Below are 20,224 nucleotides of genomic sequence, written 5' to 3'. Positions count from 1 at the left end.
CCTACAAACTGGCTCAACAAGCCCAAATGGGCACAAAAGGACCGCCCTAAGGCTAGTCCTCAATGTGCACAATATGATTCTTAATCGTTAATCTGTCCTCACAAAAGAGGGCCAATGCTTTTTTATATATTTTATGTTCTTCTGGAAGAATACGCGCTGCTAAGGTATCTTCGGTATCATCCGCATAAACTGGTACCACAGCTTGCATAATAATCGGCCCTGAGTCCATACCCGTATCAACAAAGTGAACCGTACAGCCACTTACCTTTACACCCGCTGCTACAGCCTGCCCCTGCGCATGCAACCCAGGAAAAGAAGGTAATAAGGCGGGGTGAATATTTAAAATCTTATGTTCATACGGCTTAATAAACGTAGGCCCTAACAAGCGCATATAACCAGCCAATACAATCGCTTCTGGTTCATAAGGTGCAATAGCTGCTAACATAGCTTCTTCAAAAGCCTCTTTACTCGCATAGGCTTTACGTTCTACAACAACAGAGGGCACACCCCATTCAGCCGCTCGTCCTAACACAGGTACCTCTTGATGATCGCTTAACACAACCACTACTTGCGCCTGAATCGTCCCTGCTTGAATGGCTTCATATAAAGCAGCTGCATTCGAACCACGACCACTTGCAAAAATGGCAATTCGCTTAGTCAACGAATTCACGTCCTTCCATAATTACACGTTCATCGCCAGCAGTTTCAATACGCCCAATTTCATATACCGTTTCATTTACTTTAGCCAATTGTGCTTTCACAGCCGCTAAATCTTCAGGAGCTACGACTAAAATCATACCAATTCCCATATTAAAGGTACGGTACATTTCTTTTGTCGCCACCTTACCCCATTCTTGTAATTTTTCAAAAACAGGTAATTTAGGCCACGCATCCGCATTTACACGGGCAGAGGTACCATCTGGTAAAATACGTGGAATATTATCATAGAATCCGCCCCCCGTCACGTGTACCATTCCTTTTAAAAGCCCTTTACGAGTCAATGGCAATACAGCTTTTGGATATAAACGAGTTGGCGTTAATAATTCTTCACCTAGTGTTTTACCAAATTCTGGAATTCCATCCGTCAACTTCATATTCTGTACGTCGAATACGATTTTACGAACTAAAGAAAAACCATTGGAATGAACGCCTGTAGATGGTAACCCCAATAAAATATCACCAGCTTTAATTGTTTCACCTGTCAACAAACGCGGACGGTCTACAATGCCAACGGCAAAACCAGCCACATCATAGTCACCATCACCATAGAAACCAGCCATTTCAGCCGTTTCACCACCTAATAAAGCACAGCCCGACTCTTCACAAGCTTCGGCCACACCGCGCACGATAGTAGCGACTTGTTCTGGCACTAATTTACCAACGGCAATATAGTCTAAGAAAAAAAGTGGTGTAGCACCTTGTACAAGGATATCATTCACACTCATAGCCACACAGTCTTGGCCAATCGTATCGTGTTTATCCATCATAATTGCCAAGCGTAATTTAGTACCTACACCATCTGTACCGGATACAAGCATAGGTTCTTTCATATCAAAACCAGCTAAGGAGAACAAGCCTCCAAAGCCACCGATATCACCAACTACCCCAGATGTATACGTACGTCGCACCGCTGCTTTCATTAAATCGACTGCTTTATTGCCAGCATCAATATCAACACCAGCATCACGATATGTTACGCCACCTTTATTCGAGCACATATTTTCCTCCCTCGTCTTGGTCTTCCGGAACACTTACAGCATAATCGCCATCAAAACAAGCAAAGCACAGCTCTGCTTCTGGTACACCACTTACTGCACGGCACAAGCCTTCACGGCTTAAATAATGAAGTTTATCCGCTTGGATATACTCTCTAATTTGATCCGTTGTATGCGTCGCTGCAATTAACTCTTTACGCACGGATGTATCAATTCCATAATGGCATGGATATTCAATAGCCGGTGAGCTAACACACATATAAATTTCTTTAGCGCCTGCTTCTTTTAACATCCGCACAATAATACCACTGGTAGTACCGCGAACAATCGAATCATCAATTAAAACAATGCGTTTACCTTTCACCACATCAGCCACTGCATTTAGTTTCATGCGCACAGCTAATTCTCGCTGTGCTTGATCTGGTTTAATAAAGGTACGTCCCATATAGCGATTTTTAATCAATCCTTCGCCAAAAGGAATCCCTGATTCCCGTGCATAGCCGAGCGCTGCCGTTGTGCCTGAGTCAGGAATTGACATAACTAAATCTGCTTCATATTTAGTTTCTCGTGCTAACTCGCGTCCCATATTTAAACGAGCTTGGTACACACTTTGGCCATCAATTTCACTATCAGAACGGGCAAAATAAATATATTCAAATACGCAAAGAGCTTTATTAATAGCCGCTTCGGATTCTACAAATAAACGACTTCGTACACCACTGTCATCAATAATAACCATTTCACCGGGATCTATATGACGCACAAATTCTGCTTTTATCGCATCAAGTGCACAAGTTTCAGAAGACAACACATACCCATGTTCCGTCTTGCCTAAACAAAGTGGTCTAAAGCCATTAGCATCACGAACCCCAATCAGTTTGTCATTTGTGCTAATAACTAAAGAAAATGCCCCTTCAATACGACGCACCGCTTCTACAATGCGCTCCTCTGTACTTTCTGCTTTAGAACGAGCAATCAAATTAACAATAACTTCCGAATCCATAGTCGTTTGGAAAATTGACCCACTACCTTCTAGTTCACGGCGCAAATCTAAGGCATTAGTTAAATTCCCATTATGAGCAACTGCCATATCGCCGCCTTGATAATGAATAACCAAAGGCTGGATATTTTTAGGATTATTAGACCCCGTTGTAGAGTAACGTACATGGCCTGACGTAATGAAACCACCAGGTACATCAGGCAATTGTTTAATGGCTTCGGTAATAAGGCCCATGCCCTTAGTAACCTCAATATTAGATCCATCACTAATAGCAATACCGGCACTTTCCTGTCCGCGATGCTGCAAGGCAAACAAGCCCCAATAGGTGAAATTACCTACATTTAAATGGCGATCATACATCCCAAATACGCCACACTCTTCATGCCACTTGTCAAATATAGAGTCGTAATGCATGTGTATCTCCTATTACGCACGTTCGCCAGTTAGGCGGAATAACATTTCTTTATAAGCATCTTCTACATTGCCAAGGTCGCGACGGAAACGATCTTTATCAAGTTTTTCATTCGTTTCGCTATCCCAGAAACGGCAAGTATCAGGGGAAATTTCATCGCCTAGCAATACTTCACCATTATGAAGGCCAAATTCTAATTTAAAATCAACCAAGGTAACTTTCTTTTCAGCTAAGAATTTTTTAAGAATTTCATTAACTTGCATAGCATATTTACGAACTAGCGCTACTTGTTCTTCAGTGGCCCAACCTAATGCTAAAATTTGATCTTCATTAATGAAAGGATCCCCTAAATCATCATTTTTATAGCAAAATTCAAGAATAGGGCGTTTACAAGGCGTTCCTTCTTCAATGCCAAGACGTTTGGACAAAGAACCAGCAATAATATTACGAACAATAACTTCTAATGGCAAAATTTCTAATTTTTTAACTAATTGGTCACGATCATTAAGACGTTTAATGAAATGATTAGGTACCCCTTCTTTTGCCAACAATTCAAAGAAGAAGGAGGATATTTTATTGTTTAAAACACCTTTATCATGGATTGTCCCCTTTTTTTCACCATTAAATGCCGTAGCATCATCTTTATAATGAACTAAATATTCATTAGCGTTTTCTGTTTCAAATACTTGTTTTGCTTTACCTTCATATAACATGTTCATGGTGTTGCCTCCTATTAACATAATATAGTCATTTTATAAACGAGGAACAGTCTATCAACTGCCCTAAAACTGACGGGAAATCGTTAAATTATTTATTTAATGTTGCTTGTAATTTTTCATTCTTCGCAATCACTGCTTTTGCCATATCTTCACGATACACTTTATACTGCGCTTTTAAATCAGCATTTTGAGCAGCCCCAATTTGTACTGCAAATAAAGCCGCATTTTTAGCGCCATCAACAGCCATAGTAGCAACAGGCATACCGGACGGCATTTGCACAATCGCTAATAGAGCGTCTATACCTTTTAAGGCCGTAGCATTTAAAGGTACACCTATAACAGGCAATACAGTGAAACTAGCAATAACCCCAGGTAAATGAGCAGCCGCTCCAGCTCCTGCAATAAAGGCAATAGCACCTTCAGCTTCTAAGCGAGTTACAAATTTTTTTACTTCTTCTGGCGTACGATGAGCCGATGCAATAACCATTTCATAATCAATACCAAACTCTTTCAGTACGTCTGCCGCTTTTTTCATAACTCCTAAATCAGAGTCACTACCCATTACAATGCCAACTTTCATGTGAGTCCCTCCTATATAAACTGACCCTATACATTGACTAAAATCACAAGTCTATCACGATATTAATTTCTATCTAAATTCTAACAAACCCAAACTTATTAGTCAATATAATATTCGAATGTTGATTTATTTATTTTTATTAATGTTCGATACTTTCCGAACATTAATAAAAAGACTCTCTAAAATTAATTAGAGAGTCTTTTATTATTATTCATCATGTTCATGGGCATGAGCAATAAAGGGATCTGGCAATTGCGAAATCCCCATAGCCTCTTTAAGAGCTGGTACCGCTTTTGGCATATATTGTACAATTTGATTCATCAACACATACAATAGCTGTGGTTCAAACGATGAATTAGAACACATGTATACACAGTCTAAATATAAGCTATTATCATCATGCTCTACATAATATTTGAAGTTTTTATAAATACTGTTTTCACGATTAATAAAGTCCACAATCGCTTGGTAATTCTCTGGCGTTACTACATTGCCACCTACCACTACGCGTATGACACTATAAATCGTTGCATCAAGCAACACAAAGATAGGCATATCACCTATATCAGTTTGAATATAAGAGCGATATACAATAGTATCTTCTTCGTCCTGAATCTCACGCTTATCAAAGCAAGTTATGTTTTCTTCAACTAAGAACGCCTCAAAAACAGTGCTTTTTTCATTCTTAGGCTTTGCCATACTACACCTCTTCTGCTCTGTGGACTTATCACTAGTCATCTTACCTATCGATTAACTAGCTAGCAAAAACGAATACTTAGTTTACTTTATCTTTCTTATCTTTTTTACCTTTTTCTTTAGTATCTGAATCTTCTGTAGCTAACACTTTACCAAGAATGCTTGGGTAATATTCTTTAATGTGAGGTTCTAATACTTCTAACAAAAGGCCAACTAATAAATTAGGATCAAATGTTTCTTTAGACGCTGGCAAGCTAATATCCATATATACGACATTATCGTCTTCCCCTAAATAGTATTTGAAGATTTTAAATTTACCATTTAATTCATTAAGATACGCCACTACATCAGCTTGCTTTTCTGCCGGTACAGCCCCAGTCGTTACCACTAAACGAACCAAATTAAATACAGTATCATCTAACACTACAAACAATGGCAACTGTTGAGCTGCTACATCAAAATAGCCACGATATACTACGGAATGAACATCATCTTGGTGTTCTTCTTTAGTAAACCAATTCGCCACATTGCGTTCTTGTAAAAATTGATCAAATTGTTCTGCTTTTGTGTTCATTATTACATCTCCCTTTATATAATACTAATAATAAATTGACAATGCTTACTCGTCAATAAATACACAATGGTCATCTTCAAATTTAGCAATCCGAACTAAAGACTGTACATCATAACCAGCTCGTTCTAAACGTTCACGACCAGGTTGGAAGGACTTTTCAATAACAATAGCGATTCCTTCTACGGTATCGCCCGCGCTTTCTACTAATTTAACTAACCCCATAGCCGCTTCCCCACTAGCTAAGAAGTCATCAATGATAAGAACTTTCTCACCTTGTGGTAAGAATTTCTTAGAAATCGTCACATCATAGTTTTCTTCTTTAGTATAGGAATACACTACGGAATGATATACATCGTCCGTCATAAGAATCGATTTTTTCTTGCGCGCAAATACAAGTGGTACATCCATCTCAATAGCAACTTGCAAAGCGACGGCAATACCAGAAGCCTCAATGGTCACAATACGTTGAATGCCCTTATCTTTAAAGCGCGCCGCAATTTCCTTACCAATAGCGACAAACAATTTAGGATCAATTTGATGATTCAAAAAGCTGTCTACTTTTAAGACGCGATTGTTTAAAACAATGCCTTCCTCCATAATGCGTTTTTTTAACAATTCCATACGAGAGTCTCCTTGTTGCGTTATATTTATTACTTACGTACTCATTACAAGTACTAATACTATACTGATTATACTACAATATCACTTCTTTAAAAGAAGGTCAATAAATTTCGCCGCCCCTTGTGATACGGGCAATAAGCGGGACCGAACTAAAGCAATTTTACGTGGTGGCACAATAATATCTGTTTTAATCTCTACCACACGCCCTTCTTTTATTTTTTGTTTCACCAAAATATCGGGCACTAATGATATGCCCATATTAATTTCTACTAAGTCCATCAAAACATCAAGACTGCCTAATTCAAAGGAAGGTTTTTTACAAGCTTTGCCCGTCAAGTTATCAAAGAATTCACGACTTGCGGCCCCTTGCGTTAATAGCAATAATGGCTCCTGCATTAATCGATTTAAATCAATTGTTCCCATACCTTTATAAAAAGGACCACCAACAAATACATCCTGCATAGTCTGTAATTCGATAACTTCTAATTGCGGATTCGATTCTAGCCCTTCATAGGTATTAACAATTGCCATTTGGGCTTCTCGATTTTCAACCATTTGCACACAAATAGGCGATGGTCGATTCGTAATCTGTAACCCCGTTTCTAACTCTTTTTCTTGCCATTTTTTAAAATACGGCAATAAAAAGTGGCGACATAAAGTATCGGTGGCTGCCAGCTTCACACTTTCTTGTTCATGCGTAAGCCGATCTTGTAACTGTGTTACCCCATTGTCTAAAATAGAGAACGCGTTGGCCACTGTATCGAAAAGTTCTTTTCCTTCCGGCGTAAAAGAAACTGACTTAGTCGTACGTTCAAAGAGTACAATATTCAATTCTTTTTCCAGCTGCTTAATACTTTGACTAATAGCAGACTGAGATACCCCTATCTCTTTAGCTGCTTTAGAAAAGGATAAGTGCAACCCTACCCCTAAAAAAGTACGATACAAATCTGTGGAAATACTCATATAATATCTTTTATCTCCTTTACAACAACTACCACTCAATACCCCATAAATACTGTCAAACCATAGCAACAGGTATAACTTATTTTTTAATTAGTTTATCTAATCATTAAAAACTGATTATTAACTCCAACTAATTAAATTTTTCTTTACTAATAAGTCTAAACCGTATATACTAGAATTGTCAATATAGGTATATTATATCTATATTTCAGCATCTACACAATAGTTAGTACATTCATTGACAACCATTACGAGGAGGCTTACTATGTCAATTCATCGCATTTTCGTCCGTAAGCGTAACACCTTTGCGCACGAAGCTACATCTATGTGTCACACCATTCGTACCGAACTCGGCATTCCCGTAGATTCTGTAACCATTTACGAACGCTATGACATTGAAGGCGTATCAACTGACGACTTAGCGAACGCTAAGCAACTCATCTTCTCCGAACCACCGGTAGATGAACTATTTGACACCCTCCCTCATACAGAACAAACTCATATCATTGCCACGGAATATGTACCTGGCCAATATGACCAACGTGCTGATTCAGCTGAGCAATGTCTAGCTATGTTAACCCTTAAATCAGGCGCAACCGTGCGCACAGCCCGCGTGTTTGCTTTAGAAGGCGATTTAAGTGACAAAGACATTGCTCGTATAAAGCAATATTATATCAACCCAGTAGACTCAAGAGAAGCCTCACTTGAATTACCTACAACATTACAACTTGATGTGCAACCAGCAGAACCGGTTGCCACCTTAGATAATTTCATTACCGCCAGTCCTGAAGAATTACAAAATTGGCGCAGTGAATTAGGTCTAGCTATGAGTGCTGCCGATATTGAGTTAATTCAAGAATATTTTGCCAATACAGAAAAGCGCAACCCAACAATCACTGAAATTCGAGTATTAGATACCTACTGGTCTGATCATTGCCGTCATACTACTTTTATGACCGAGCTAACAGATATTACGATTGATAATACACCGGAAACGGTGCCTATCCAAGCAGCCTTAGCAGAATACATGGATGGTCGGCGTCATCTTTACGCCAGTCGTGAAAAAGCACGTAACTTAATGGATATGGCCACCTTAGCCGTCAAAGAATTACGTGAGCAAGGCGGCTTACAAGAAATTGATGAATCTGATGAAATCAATGCTTGTACTATTGTTGTACCTGTCGATGTAAACGGTGAAACTGAAGAGTGGCTGTTACTTTTCAAAAATGAAACGCACAATCACCCGACTGAAATTGAACCGTATGGTGGCGCTGCTACCTGCTTAGGCGGTTGTATCCGCGATCCATTAAGTGGTCGTGCCTATGTATATCAAGCCATGCGTGTTACTGGTTCAGGCAATCCATTAACACCTCTCAGTGAAACCTTGGAAGGTAAACTACCACAATCACAAATTACAGTAGGCGCAGCCCGTGGTTATAGCTCTTACGGCAACCAGATTGGCCTCGCTACAGGTGAAGTACGCGAATACTATCATCCAGGCTATGTTGCTAAACGCATGGAAATCGGCGCTGTTGTGGGGGCTGCTCCACGCAGTAATGTACGTCGTGAGGCCCCTGCCCCTGGTGACATTGTCGTGCTCCTCGGTGGTAAAACAGGTCGTGATGGTTGTGGTGGTGCTACTGGTTCCTCAAAAGAACATGACTTATCCTCGCTGGCTAGCTGTGGAGCAGAAGTCCAAAAAGGCAATCCGTTAACAGAGCGTAAAATTCAACGTTTATTCCGTCGCCCAGAAGTGACCACCTTAATTAAGCGTTGTAACGATTTCGGTGCCGGTGGGGTTTCCGTAGCTATCGGTGAATTAACTGATGGCCTACTCATCAACTTAGACACGGTACCTAAAAAATATGAAGGTCTTGATGGCACTGAATTAGCTATTTCAGAATCACAAGAACGCATGGCCTGTGTCATCGCAGCCAATGACTGGGATACATTCCGCCAATTCTGTGATGAAGAAAATCTGGAAGCTACTATCGTTGCTGATGTAACAGATTCTAATCGGTTGATTATGACCTGGCAAGGTACTAACATTGTAGATATTTCACGAGATTTCTTAAATACCAATGGGGCTAAACAAAGCCAAGCTGCACACGTAGTCGCTCCCGTTGGCACTTACTACGAAGAACCTATCGTAGACGATATCAAAGAACATTGGCTTGCTACCCTAAAAGACTTGGCCGTTGCCTCTCAACAAGGTCTAGGTGAACGCTTTGACAGTACAATTGGTGCGGGTACGGTACTCATGCCATTTAGTGGTCGCTTCCAAAAAACGCCAGTCCAAGGGATGGCGGCGAAACTCCCTGTATTACATGGTGAAACAAAAACGGCTAGCCTTATGACACATGGTTTTGACCCTTATCTCTCCGAATGGAGCCCATTCCACGGAGCCCAACAAGCCATCCTATTATCCGTAGCTAAAATTGTAGCTCTAGGTGGAAACCGTAGTTCTGTATATTTAACCTTACAAGAATATTTTGAACGGTTAAATCAAGATAAAACGGCCTGGGGTAAACCAGTCGCAGCCCTATTAGGCGCTTATGATGCACAAAAACAATTAGAAATTGGTGCTATTGGCGGTAAAGATTCTATGTCTGGTACGTTCATGAATTTAACGGTACCACCAACTCTCGTATCCTTTGCCGTTACGACAGCCAATGTAGATGATATTATGACACCACATCTTAAAGAGGCCGGTCATGTACTATTACACATAAACACGCCACGCAAAGCAGATGCTACACCGGCTTGGGATGTCTTCAAAGCACAAGCGGACTCGATTACTAAACACGCTTTATCCGGTCAGGTAGCCGCCGCCTATGTGGTTGAAGCAGGTGGAATTGCCGCAGCAATTACCAAAATGGCTTTAGGCAATCGCTTAGGCGTAAAATTAATTGACGACGTAGAACCTATGCTCTTTGCTCCATACAGTGGCTCTTGGATTATTGAAACCGATGAAACGACGGCAACTGAATGGGCCAAACAGGATCATGTAACATTACTTGGTACCATTACCGAAGAGTCTCAAATCGTCATCGATGATAACGAGCTTGAATTAGAAGAACTTGAAGCAGCCTACGAAAGTACGCTAGCTCCTATTTTCCCACTAACAGCCAAATCAGGCCAAGGTGAAGCGGTTGCTTATATTCACGACCAACACGCCAAACCGCGTCAAAGTCCAAGTATCGCTAAGCCAAAGGTTATTATTCCCGTATTCCCTGGTACTAACTGTGAATATGATTCAGCGCGCGCTTTTGAAACGGCTGGTGCCCTAGCCGATATTGTAATCATTCGCAATCGTACCGTTGCTGAACTAGAAGACTCAATCCAACTAATGAAACGCAAATTAGATGAGGCTCAAATTCTATTCTTCCCTGGTGGCTTCAGTGCCGGAGATGAACCAGACGGCTCTGGTAAATTCATGGCTACTTTATTCCGAAATCCATATTTAAGTGAATCTTTACATAACTTATTACATAATCGTGATGGCTTAGCATTAGGTATCTGTAACGGCTTTCAAGCGCTCATTAAATTAGGCCTTTTACCATATGGTGATATCGCCCCTATGACAGAATCTAGTCCTACCTTAACGTACAATACGATTGGACGCCATTTATCTGGTATGGTTCGTACTAAAGTTATTTCTACAAAATCGTCATGGATGAATCTCACTAAAGCTGGCGAAATCTACACAGTACCAATTTCCCATGGTGAAGGACGCTTCATTGCCTCCCCAGCCCAAGTTGTTGAATTTAACCGCAGTGGTCAAATTGCAACACAATATGTAGATTTGGAAGGGATTGCGTCCTATGATGCGCGCTTTAATCCAAACCAATCGGTAGCCGCCATCGAAGGCTTATTTAGTCCAGATGGGCGCGTTTTTGGCAAAATGGGACATATTGAACGAACTGGCTATGGCATTGCTAAAAATATTCCAGGCCAACAAGGTATGCCTGTCTTTGCCTCTGGTGTAGCGTATTTCAAAGATTAATTATATGTACGAGTGTCACTACTAATTAGGTACTTATAAACATAATTCATTTTGAAATACACCAATTGGAAACACCTATTATTTCAAAAAATGCATACTAAAAGAAGAAAACGGCATGACAAATGTCGTTTTTTTCTTATCTATAGGTTGCGTATCTATATGATTACTAGTATCATAATAGTTGGTGAATAAGTTTAGAGACATAACCAGCTCTTGTTATTCTTAAGTTGAAAGGATGTACGGACATGCATTGCGCACAAAAATTGACAGATAATATTTATTGGATAGGTAGCAATGATTGGGATACAGAACGTTTTGAAAATCTATTCCCAATTCCTTTAGGTGTTAGCTACAACTCTTATTTTATTGATGATGAAAAAACTTGTATCGTTGACTCTGTAGATGACAGCATTCGTCAAGAATTTTTTGACAATGTTGAATATTTACTAAATGGTCGCGACTTGGATTTCGTTGTGGTTAATCACATGGAACCAGACCATTGCTCTACGTTAGTTGAATTAGTTGATCGTTACCCTAATGTAAAATTGGTGGGCAATCGTACTACCTTCCGCTTATTCGAACAATTTTATGGTCGCCCTTGTCCAGATAATTACTATGAAGTAAAAGAAGGCGACACAATTGAATTAGGTAAACATACCTTACATTCTTATACAATGCCAATGGTACATTGGCCAGAAGTTACTTGTACCTTTGAAGCTACTACAGGTATTTTATTCTCAGCTGATGCGTTTGGTACTTTTGGCACCATTAATGGCAATATCTTTGCCGATCAGCTTGATTTTGAACGCGTATATGAAGACGAAGCACGTCGCTACTACACCAATATCGTTGGTAAATACGGTGTTCAAGTACAAAATGCAATAAAAAAAGCACTACCATTAGGCATTAAAATGATTGCACCACTACACGGTCCAATCTGGCGTACGCCTGAAAGCATTAAATATATGATTGAAAAATACATGCACTGGAGCACTTACTCAGCTGAAAAGAAAGGCGTAGTCATTGCCTTTGGCTCCATGTATGGTAACACCGCTGAAATGGCACAACAATTGGCTAAATTATTGTCTTTACGTGGCATTACGGATATTAAAATTTACGACGTTTCTAAAACGAATCCATCCTATATCATTGCCGATGCTTGGAAGTACAGCCATCTCGTATGTATGGCCCCTACTTACAACTTAGCCTTATACCTCACTATGGAAAACTTATTATATGAATTGAAAGCTCTTAACTTCCACAATCATAAAGTATCCATTGTAGGTAATCACTCTTGGGCTTCAGCGGCTATGAAACGAATGGTTGAATACTTTACAAATGAATTTAAAGATATGGAAATTGTAGGTACCCCACTCGATATTCGTGGCGCTCTACATCCACAACAATTACCACTCTTTGAAAAATTAGCTGATGATATTGTAGCCTCCATCGAAGCTACTGAAATTCAAACCTTTAGCTTATAATATATAACTTACCTATCCGTTAATTGACTCAGTCTAATACAGAGAAAGTTATAAAAATAAGTTCTTAATCTAAATAAAAACCCCTCCACGTTGACTCAATGCATATAAACAGAGTCACTGTGGAGGGGTTTTCTAATTTATTCTAATATGACTTATAATTTTTTCACAAATTCTGATTTTAACGCCATCGCCCCAAAACCATCAATTTTACAATCAATATTATGATCGCCATCAACAAGACGGATATTTTTTACCCGTGTACCTTGTTTTAATACAGAAGCACCTTTTACTTTCAAATCTTTAATAATAGTCACGGAATCGCCATCTTGCAAAACATTGCCATTAGCATCACGCACAACTAGAGCAGTTGCTTCACTCTCTGCATCAGCAGCTGTCCACTCATGAGCACACATTGGGCATATATACATATGACCATCCTCATATGTATAAGCTTCACCACATTTTGGACAATTAGGTAACGTCGCCATTCAAATCCTCCTTTAAAATACGTTTTTTCTAATAGATATATTATATTTTATCAAAATTTCAACCTATTTTAAAATAAAATTCCTAATTTTACCATATTTCATATATATTTTTAGTCATTGTATTTTGACAGTAGGCAACCACAAATAATTAGTATATACTAAATTAAGAATTAAACTATCTATTAAAATAAAGAAATCTGGTGTATACTAAAGAAATGCACATTAAACGTTAGGGAGGTTTCCATGAATAATATTGTGGTTATCGGCAGTTGTAATATAGATATTACCGTATTGGCCTCAAAGCGTCCCGCTGCAGGTGAAACTATTTTAGGCACAGGCTTAAATATTTCCCCTGGTGGTAAAGGGGCTAACCAAGCCGTTGCGGCGGCTAAACTTGGTGCCAAGGTAACTATGGTTGGTTGCATCGGTAATGATGCCTATGGTCAAATGATTAAAGATAATTTACACCGTTACCAAATCAATACCGATTATCTTATAACTTTAGATAATGAAAATAGCGGCACAGCTCATATTACACTAGCCGAAGGCGATAATAGCATCATTGTATTATCCGGTGCGAATGCACACGTTTCAAAAGACGTTGTCGACAAAGCGTGGGACGCTATAGAAAAAGCTGATTTAGTGATGGTACAAAATGAAATTCCATTACCTACAATCGGTTATATTACCGAAAAATGCGCTAAAAACGGTATTAAAGTGCTTTTAAATCCAGCACCAGCTGCTGATTTAGAAGCGCAATGGCTAACGAATGCCACTTACATTACCCCCAATGAACATGAATTAGCTGCTCTCTACCCAGCCAATAATACGGAAGATATCATCTTAGCTAATGAAGGTAAAATTATTGTAACCTTAGGCAGTGAAGGGGTTGCCTACGCACAAGATGGCGAATTGCGACGCATGCGTAGTTTCAAAGTAACACCTGTAGATACAACGGGTGCTGGCGATACCTTCAATGGGGCCTTTGCGACAGCCATTGTTAATAATAAAACCATTGAAGAAGCTGTTCACTATGGAAATGCAGCGGCTGCTCTTTCTATTTTAAAATTAGGCGCTCAAGAAGGTATGCCAACGGCAGCTGAAGTAACAGCCTTCCTCGCCGAAAGGAGCTAATATGCAAAAAGGTGGTATTTTAAACAGTCATATTGCTAAAGTATTAGCTGATTTAGGTCATACAGATACTATTTGCATCGGTGACTGCGGTCTTCCCGTACCAACGGGAGTCTTAAAAATTGATTTAGCCCTGGCCTTTGGTACACCTAGCTTTGAACAAGTCGTAAGACTGCTCAAAGAACATATGCAAGCTGAATCAATCCATGTGGCCGAACCTATAAAAACGGAAAATCCTAGAAATTATGCCGTTCTTCAAGAATTATATCCAGAAGATCGCTACGCATGGCGTTTAACAAGCCATGAAGAATTTAAAGAAGCTACTAAACACTGTAAATGCATTATCCGTACAGGTGAAACTACACCGTATGCCAATGTAATTTTACAAGCAGATTGTATCTTTAATGAAGAAAAATAATTACATACATATGTAGCAACTACAAATCATATGTCTGTCTATATTCCAGACAAATAAACTAAGCAGGAGATTATAATGGAAATTAAAATGACCGGCATTGCCAAAGCATTTGGTACTAACCAGGTACTTAAAGATGTTAATATCACTTTAAAAGCCGGTGAAGTGCATGCCCTAATGGGTGAAAATGGAGCTGGTAAGTCTACCCTCATGAATATTCTGACCGGTCTTCATAAGGCTGATGCAGGCACTGTTACCATCGATGGTGTAAATACAACCTATAGCAGTCCTCGTGAAGCGGAAAAGCACGGCATTGCCTTCATTCATCAAGAATTAAATATTTGGCCTAATCTAAGCCTACTAGAAAATCTGTACTTAATGCAGCCTAAAACAAATGGCTTAGGTATGCTTAATAAACAGGCTATGCTACAAGAAGCCAAAGCCAAATGTGAAGAAATGAAAATTGACCTGCCATTAACTAAAGAAGCGGGTCTTTGTTCCGTTGGCCAACAGCAAATGGCGGAAATTTTACGTGTTTTAATGCTCAATGCCAAAGTCGTTATCATGGATGAACCATCTGCGGCATTAACAGAACGTGAAACAGCCACACTCTTTCGCATGATGCGCCAATTAAAAGAACAAGGCGTAGCTATTGTCTATATCTCTCATCGTATGGAAGAAGTATTTAGTGAATGTGACATCATTACGGTTATGCGCGATGGTCATACAATTAGCACCAAACCAGTGACAGATACTACAGTCGATGAAGTAGTCCGTGATATGGTAGGACGCTCAATTGATGAGTTCTATCCTGATCGTACAACTACTCCAGGAGATGTGATTCTAACGGTCAATCATTTAAAACCGAAAGAATTTAAACATGATATTTCCTTTGATTTACGAAAAGGTGAAATCTTAGGTGTTGCTGGTCTTATGGGCGCTGGTCGTACTGAAATCATGCGTGCCATTTTCGGTATCGATTCTCATGATGGCGGTGAAATCACCTTAAACGGCCAACCTCTTCATTTCAAAAAACCAGAAGACGCGATAAAAGCTGGTATTGCTTTTATTACAGAAGACCGAAAAGGCGAAGGCTTAATTCTTGATTTTTCTATAGGTACAAATATTACCTTACCCAATCTAAAACAAGTCTGCCCTACCCATGTATTAAATAAAAATAAACTCGTAACGTTTGCTGACACCTTATCCAAAAAACTCGGTGTTAAAACCCAATCGGTTCATTTGCCAGCCTCCTCCCTGTCTGGTGGGAATCAACAGAAAGTCGTTATCGCCAAATGGATTGGCCTCTCCCCCTCTATCATCATCATGGATGAACCTACTCGAGGCATCGACATCGGGGCCAAACGAGATATTTATGACTTAATGAATGAATTAACTAGCCAAGGGGTCTCCATCATCATGGTATCCTCAGAGCTACCAGAAGTATTAGGTATGAGCGATCGGGTCATGGTTATTCACGAAGGCGCCGTAGCTGGTATTTTAGACCGTGCAGCGGCAACGCCAGAATCCATCATGAACCTAGCTACAGGAGGACAATAATGAATCGAACTATGACAGACACAATCAAAAAATTAGGCCCCCTCATCGGTCTAATTGCGTTATTTATTATCATTGCTAGTCTTAATGACAGCTTCTTAGATTTTTCTAACTTGCGTAACTTATTACGCCAAGTATCTATCAATGCCATTATTGCCTTTGGTATGACCTTTGTTATTTTAACAGCCGGTATTGACTTATCGGTTGGTTCTATCTTAGCCTTATCAAGTGCTATTATGGCCAATTTTATCGTCAATGGTATGAATCCAGAAGTGGCTATTTTAGCGTCTGCTGGCGTTGGTATCCTCTTAGGGGGTATCAATGGTATTGTAATTGCATATGGCAAAGTGGCTCCATTCATTGCCACCTTGGCTACGATGACCATCTACCGCGGGGCCACGCTGGTTTTCACAGATGGTAATCCTATTAGTGGTCTTACTTCAGATCCTATGTTCCACGCTTTTGGACAAGGCGATATAGCCGGACTCCCAATCCCAGCTATCACTATGTTTTTATCCTTCCTCATTTTATGGTTCATTTTACAGAAAACATCGCTAGGTCGCCAAACCTATGCTATTGGTGGTAGTGAAAAAGTCAGTTACATTGCAGGGATTAAGATTAATCGCGTAAAAATCTTTGCCTATGCCTTAACAGGTATGCTTAGTGCTATTGCAGGGGCCATCATCACCTCTCGTCTTAACTCGGCCCAACCTACTGCTGGTATGGGCTATGAGCTCGATGCTATCGCAGCCGTAGTACTTGGTGGTACTAGCCTTGCTGGTGGCCGTGGTCACATCGTTGGCACTTTAATTGGTGCCCTTATCATTGGTACCTTAAATAATGGTTTAAATATTCTCGACGTTTCCAGTTTCTATCAACAAATTGTAAAAGGTATTGTAATTTTACTTGCTGTCCTTGGGGACCGCAAAAAAGCGTAGGAGGTTAGAATGAAAAAATTATTAACAATCATCGCTGCTATGGTTCTAGTGATTGGCTTAATCGCTGGCTGTGGCTCCAGCTCTTCTAACGGTGGCGATGGCGACAAAAAACAAGGTACTATCGGTTTCTCTGTTTCTACCTTAAACAACCCATTCTTTGTATCTTTAAAAGATGGTGTTGAAAAACAAGCTAAAGAATTAGGTCTTAAAGTTAAAATCGTTGACGCTCAAAATGACCCAGCTAAACAAGCTAATGACGTAGCTGATTTATTAGAAAGTGGTGTATCCATTTTAATCGTTAACCCTGTTGACTCCGCAGCTATCGCTACTTCTGTAGAAGCTGCCAATGCTAAAAACATTCCTGTTATTACGGTTGACCGCTCTACTGATAATGGTAAAGTCGTAGCCCACATCGCTTCTGACAATGTAAAAGGTGGCGAAATGGCTGCTCAATTAATCGTTGATAAATTAGGTAATAATGCTAAAGTGGCTGAAATCGAAGGTATCCCTGGTGCATCGGCTACACGCGAACGTGGTCAAGGTTTCCACAATGTAGCTGATAAATCCTTAGACGTAGTAGCTAAACAAAGTGCTGATTTTGACCGCACTAAAGGCTTAAACGTATCCACAAACATTCTTCAAGCTAACGCTGATGTAAAAGCTATCTTCGCTCACAATGACGAAATGGCGCTTGGTGCTATTCAAGCTGCTAAATCTGCTGGTAAACAAGTATTTATCGTAGGTTTTGATGGCACTGAAGATGCACAAAAAGCTGTACAAGATGGTACCTTAGCAGCTACGATTGCCCAACAACCTGAATTAATGGGTAAAATTGCCGTAGATACTGCTGCTAAAGTGATCAAAGGCGAACAAGTTGACAGCAAAATTCCTGTAGAATTAAAAGTTGTTACTAAACAATAATACTTTTCAACAAATTTGATAGAAACTCATATAGAAACTATTAAAGGCCCCTACTACTAACTATATTAACTAGTGGTAAGGGCCTTTGTTTTATATATGCATATAAGTTATTTAAATTATAATTTTTACGCATTTTATTTAAATCAACTATTTTATTCAGTTTCAAAGAGTGGTAAAATAGACAGTATATGAATCGTCGGACTAACCGACCTACCTCGGATGGTTTCACCCTTCCGATAGATGAAAGGAGACATTAATTATGAGTAATTCTAATGTAACTGCTACTGACAAAAAGCTACTCGACCTTTTGGCCGCGGATGCTAATTTAACCCATGGCCAATTAGCCGCCATGCTAGGTGTAGCCGAAGCCGAGGTATCTGAACGTATTGCCGCCTTAGAATCACAAGGTATCATCAAAGGGTATCAAGCTGTTATTGACTGGGAAGCAATTGATGCTAATAAGGCCACGGCTCTCATTCAATTACAGGTAACGCCAGAACCAGAACAAGGCTTTGATAAATTAGCCCACCGTATTATGCAATTTGAAGAAGTAGAAGGCGTTTATCTCATGTCTGGTGGCTATGACTTAACAGTTATCATCCAAGGCAAAAGTATGCGTGATATTGCCCTTTTTGTAGCTCGTCGACTATCTACACTCGAAGGGGTACGCGGTACGGGCACACACTTCATTCTTAGCCGTTACAAAGACCGTAACGTAATTTACCATGATGAGGTACAAAAAGAAACAAGGAGCAATGTGTTCTATGATTAATTATGATCAGTTTTTAAATCAAGAATTAGCTAATGTAAAACCTTCCGGTATTCGCCGTTTTTTTGATATTGCCAGTGAAATTGATGATGTGATTTCACTTAGCATTGGGGAACCTGACTTCTCTACCCCTTGGCATATCCGCGAAGCAGGTATTGATTCCTTAGAAAAAGGTAAAACTTGGTATTCTCCCAATCGGGGTTTTGCTGATCTTCGAGAAGAAATCAGTCGGTGGTTTGAACGAAAATATGGTGTAAGCTATGCGCCTGCAACTGATATTTTAGTCAGTGTCGGTGGCTCTGAAGCGATTGATTTGGCGCTACGTAGTTTACTTAATCCTGGTGATGAAGTCCTCATCCCCGTACCTAGCTTTGTGTGTTATACACCACTTACAGAAGTTGCTAAAGGCGTGGCTGTCCAAGTTGAGACTAAAGCAGAAAATAACTTCCGCCTCACTGCGGCTGATATAGAAGCACATATTACACCAAGGACTAAACTATTAGTGCTCCCATTTCCTAATAATCCAACCGGAGCCGTTATGCGCCGTGAACATTTAGAAGAAATCGCTCACGTCATTGAAAAGCATAATTTATTTGTCATTTCTGATGAATTATATAGTGAGTTGACCTATGGTTCGCAACCGCATGTAACAATTGCTTCTATTCCAGGTATGAAGGAACGCTCTATCGTCATTAATGGTTTTTCTAAGGCATTCGCTATGACAGGCTGGCGTCTAGGCATTGCCGTAGGCCCTAAAGAAGTGATTGCACAAATGACTAAACTTCATCAATATGGCATTATGAGTGCACCATCCATTGCACAATATGCCGCTATTGAAGCCCTTAAAAATGGCGATAAGGATATTGAGTACATGCGTGATCAATACGATATTCGTCGTCGTCTCTTAGTGAATACCTTTAATGAATTAGGTCTTACTTGCTTTGAACCAGAAGGCGCCTTCTATGTATTCCCTGATATTCGTTCCACAGGCTTTGACTCTGAAACTTTCTGTGAAAAACTTCTCTTTGCCAAACATGTCGCTATCGTGCCAGGTAATGCCTTTGGCGACTGTGGTGAAGGTTTCGTCCGCGTAGCTTATGCTAACTCCTTAGCCAATATTAAAGAGGCCTTAAAACGAATTAAAGAATTCTTAACAGAAATCAAACAATAATCGTAGCCTACAATGAGGCCCGCCATTACTTAAAATACCATATATAACTAAAAATAAGCCGTAG

At 39.9% G+C, this 20,224-nt stretch carries 19 protein-coding genes; 9 read left to right on the top strand and 10 right to left on the bottom strand.

Features of this window, described 5'->3' with window-relative positions; all coding sequences use genetic code 11:
* Positions 1 to 52: 52 nt before the first annotated feature.
* From purN to DYE54_RS08810, 9 genes are all read right to left on the bottom strand, one after another.
* Positions 53 to 670, bottom strand: a complete 618-nt coding sequence (gene purN, locus DYE54_RS08850; protein ID WP_115310881.1) for a phosphoribosylglycinamide formyltransferase — start codon at positions 668 to 670, stop codon at positions 53 to 55.
* Entirely contained in the window at positions 654 to 1,718 is a 1,065-nt protein-coding gene (purM, locus tag DYE54_RS08845; RefSeq protein WP_115310880.1) for a phosphoribosylformylglycinamidine cyclo-ligase, read from the bottom strand. Before purM ends, purN begins: the two co-directional genes overlap by 17 nt.
* Positions 1,705 to 3,129, bottom strand: coding sequence for an amidophosphoribosyltransferase (gene purF, locus DYE54_RS08840; protein WP_115310879.1), 1,425 nt, complete (start codon positions 3,127 to 3,129; stop codon positions 1,705 to 1,707). Before purF ends, purM begins: the two co-directional genes overlap by 14 nt.
* A 12-nt stretch (positions 3,130 to 3,141) precedes the next feature.
* Positions 3,142 to 3,846, bottom strand: coding sequence for a phosphoribosylaminoimidazolesuccinocarboxamide synthase (gene purC, locus DYE54_RS08835; RefSeq protein ID WP_115310878.1), 705 nt, complete (start codon positions 3,844 to 3,846; stop codon positions 3,142 to 3,144).
* A gap of 88 nt (positions 3,847 to 3,934) precedes the next feature.
* Complete coding sequence (gene purE / locus DYE54_RS08830) at positions 3,935 to 4,426, bottom strand: 5-(carboxyamino)imidazole ribonucleotide mutase (RefSeq protein ID WP_115310877.1); 492 nt, start codon at positions 4,424 to 4,426, stop codon at positions 3,935 to 3,937.
* Between the two features lie 207 nt (positions 4,427 to 4,633).
* On the bottom strand, positions 4,634 to 5,125 hold the full coding sequence (locus tag DYE54_RS08825; protein WP_115310876.1) for a hypothetical protein: 492 nt from the start codon (positions 5,123 to 5,125) through the stop codon (positions 4,634 to 4,636).
* A 76-nt stretch (positions 5,126 to 5,201) separates the two neighbouring features.
* Positions 5,202 to 5,696, bottom strand: a complete 495-nt coding sequence (locus tag DYE54_RS08820; protein WP_115310875.1) for a type III secretion system chaperone family protein — start codon at positions 5,694 to 5,696, stop codon at positions 5,202 to 5,204.
* 45 nt (positions 5,697 to 5,741) lie between these two features.
* Positions 5,742 to 6,317: a xanthine phosphoribosyltransferase gene (locus tag DYE54_RS08815; protein WP_115310874.1), complete on the bottom strand. Its 576-nt coding sequence runs from the start codon at positions 6,315 to 6,317 to the stop codon at positions 5,742 to 5,744.
* Positions 6,318 to 6,398: 81 nt separating this feature from the next.
* Positions 6,399 to 7,280 carry a LysR family transcriptional regulator gene (locus DYE54_RS08810; RefSeq protein ID WP_115310873.1) on the bottom strand — a complete coding sequence of 294 codons (882 nt, stop codon included), beginning with the start codon at positions 7,278 to 7,280 and terminating at the stop codon, positions 6,399 to 6,401.
* Positions 7,281 to 7,545: 265 nt separating this feature from the next.
* On the opposite strand from DYE54_RS08810, the gene DYE54_RS08805 reads away from it, so the two are divergent.
* Together DYE54_RS08805 and DYE54_RS08800 are read left to right on the top strand one after the other, a co-directional pair.
* A complete protein-coding gene (locus tag DYE54_RS08805; RefSeq protein WP_115310872.1) occupies positions 7,546 to 11,286 on the top strand; it encodes a phosphoribosylformylglycinamidine synthase in 3,741 nt (1,246 codons plus the stop codon).
* A 245-nt stretch (positions 11,287 to 11,531) separates the two neighbouring features.
* A complete protein-coding gene (locus DYE54_RS08800; protein WP_115310871.1) occupies positions 11,532 to 12,770 on the top strand; it encodes an FprA family A-type flavoprotein in 1,239 nt (412 codons plus the stop codon).
* A 152-nt stretch (positions 12,771 to 12,922) separates the two neighbouring features.
* On the opposite strand, the gene DYE54_RS08795 is transcribed toward DYE54_RS08800, so the two are convergent.
* Positions 12,923 to 13,258: a zinc ribbon domain-containing protein YjdM gene (locus DYE54_RS08795; protein ID WP_115310870.1), complete on the bottom strand. Its 336-nt coding sequence runs from the start codon at positions 13,256 to 13,258 to the stop codon at positions 12,923 to 12,925.
* Positions 13,259 to 13,501: 243 nt separating this feature from the next.
* Between DYE54_RS08795 and rbsK the strand changes: the two genes are divergently transcribed.
* From rbsK to DYE54_RS08760, 7 genes are all read left to right on the top strand, one after another.
* Positions 13,502 to 14,392: a ribokinase gene (rbsK, locus tag DYE54_RS08790; RefSeq protein ID WP_115310869.1), complete on the top strand. Its 891-nt coding sequence runs from the start codon at positions 13,502 to 13,504 to the stop codon at positions 14,390 to 14,392.
* A gap of 1 nt (position 14,393) precedes the next feature.
* On the top strand, positions 14,394 to 14,807 hold the full coding sequence (gene rbsD, locus DYE54_RS08785) for a D-ribose pyranase (RefSeq protein WP_115310868.1): 414 nt from the start codon (positions 14,394 to 14,396) through the stop codon (positions 14,805 to 14,807).
* A gap of 75 nt (positions 14,808 to 14,882) precedes the next feature.
* Positions 14,883 to 16,364, top strand: a complete 1,482-nt coding sequence (locus DYE54_RS08780) for a sugar ABC transporter ATP-binding protein (RefSeq protein ID WP_115310867.1) — start codon at positions 14,883 to 14,885, stop codon at positions 16,362 to 16,364.
* Positions 16,364 to 17,299: an ABC transporter permease subunit gene (locus tag DYE54_RS08775; RefSeq protein WP_115310866.1), complete on the top strand. Its 936-nt coding sequence runs from the start codon at positions 16,364 to 16,366 to the stop codon at positions 17,297 to 17,299. Before DYE54_RS08780 ends, DYE54_RS08775 begins: the two co-directional genes overlap by 1 nt.
* A 9-nt stretch (positions 17,300 to 17,308) precedes the next feature.
* Positions 17,309 to 18,220, top strand: coding sequence for a ribose ABC transporter substrate-binding protein RbsB (gene rbsB / locus DYE54_RS08770; protein WP_115310865.1), 912 nt, complete (start codon positions 17,309 to 17,311; stop codon positions 18,218 to 18,220).
* 259 nt (positions 18,221 to 18,479) lie between these two features.
* Complete coding sequence (locus DYE54_RS08765) at positions 18,480 to 18,992, top strand: Lrp/AsnC family transcriptional regulator (protein ID WP_115310864.1); 513 nt, start codon at positions 18,480 to 18,482, stop codon at positions 18,990 to 18,992.
* Positions 18,985 to 20,160 carry an aminotransferase class I/II-fold pyridoxal phosphate-dependent enzyme gene (locus DYE54_RS08760; protein WP_115310863.1) on the top strand — a complete coding sequence of 392 codons (1,176 nt, stop codon included), beginning with the start codon at positions 18,985 to 18,987 and terminating at the stop codon, positions 20,158 to 20,160. Before DYE54_RS08765 ends, DYE54_RS08760 begins: the two co-directional genes overlap by 8 nt.
* Positions 20,161 to 20,224: the final 64 nt, after the last annotated feature.

Source organism: Veillonella criceti (assembly GCF_900460315.1).
Classification (GTDB): Bacteria; Bacillota; Negativicutes; order Veillonellales; family Veillonellaceae; genus Veillonella_A; species Veillonella_A criceti.
The sequence above is the reverse complement of the archived record's forward strand: the minus strand, read 5'-3'. Positions and strand labels throughout refer to the sequence as shown.

Coding starts and splice junctions, on each gene's coding strand:
- purM (WP_115310880.1), bottom strand. CDS start 1,718: ATGTGCTCGAATAAAGGTGGCGTAACATATCGTGATGCTGGTGTTGAT.
- purF (WP_115310879.1), bottom strand. CDS start 3,129: ATGCATTACGACTCTATATTTGACAAGTGGCATGAAGAGTGTGGCGTA.
- purC (WP_115310878.1), bottom strand. CDS start 3,846: ATGAACATGTTATATGAAGGTAAAGCAAAACAAGTATTTGAAACAGAA.
- purE (WP_115310877.1), bottom strand. CDS start 4,426: ATGAAAGTTGGCATTGTAATGGGTAGTGACTCTGATTTAGGAGTTATG.
- DYE54_RS08825 (WP_115310876.1), bottom strand. CDS start 5,125: ATGGCAAAGCCTAAGAATGAAAAAAGCACTGTTTTTGAGGCGTTCTTA.
- DYE54_RS08820 (WP_115310875.1), bottom strand. CDS start 5,696: ATGAACACAAAAGCAGAACAATTTGATCAATTTTTACAAGAACGCAAT.
- DYE54_RS08815 (WP_115310874.1), bottom strand. CDS start 6,317: ATGGAATTGTTAAAAAAACGCATTATGGAGGAAGGCATTGTTTTAAAC.
- DYE54_RS08810 (WP_115310873.1), bottom strand. CDS start 7,280: ATGAGTATTTCCACAGATTTGTATCGTACTTTTTTAGGGGTAGGGTTG.
- DYE54_RS08805 (WP_115310872.1), top strand. CDS start 7,546: ATGTCAATTCATCGCATTTTCGTCCGTAAGCGTAACACCTTTGCGCAC.
- DYE54_RS08800 (WP_115310871.1), top strand. CDS start 11,532: ATGCATTGCGCACAAAAATTGACAGATAATATTTATTGGATAGGTAGC.
- DYE54_RS08795 (WP_115310870.1), bottom strand. CDS start 13,258: ATGGCGACGTTACCTAATTGTCCAAAATGTGGTGAAGCTTATACATAT.
- rbsK (WP_115310869.1), top strand. CDS start 13,502: ATGAATAATATTGTGGTTATCGGCAGTTGTAATATAGATATTACCGTA.
- rbsD (WP_115310868.1), top strand. CDS start 14,394: ATGCAAAAAGGTGGTATTTTAAACAGTCATATTGCTAAAGTATTAGCT.
- DYE54_RS08780 (WP_115310867.1), top strand. CDS start 14,883: ATGGAAATTAAAATGACCGGCATTGCCAAAGCATTTGGTACTAACCAG.
- DYE54_RS08775 (WP_115310866.1), top strand. CDS start 16,364: ATGAATCGAACTATGACAGACACAATCAAAAAATTAGGCCCCCTCATC.
- rbsB (WP_115310865.1), top strand. CDS start 17,309: ATGAAAAAATTATTAACAATCATCGCTGCTATGGTTCTAGTGATTGGC.
- DYE54_RS08765 (WP_115310864.1), top strand. CDS start 18,480: ATGAGTAATTCTAATGTAACTGCTACTGACAAAAAGCTACTCGACCTT.
- DYE54_RS08760 (WP_115310863.1), top strand. CDS start 18,985: ATGATTAATTATGATCAGTTTTTAAATCAAGAATTAGCTAATGTAAAA.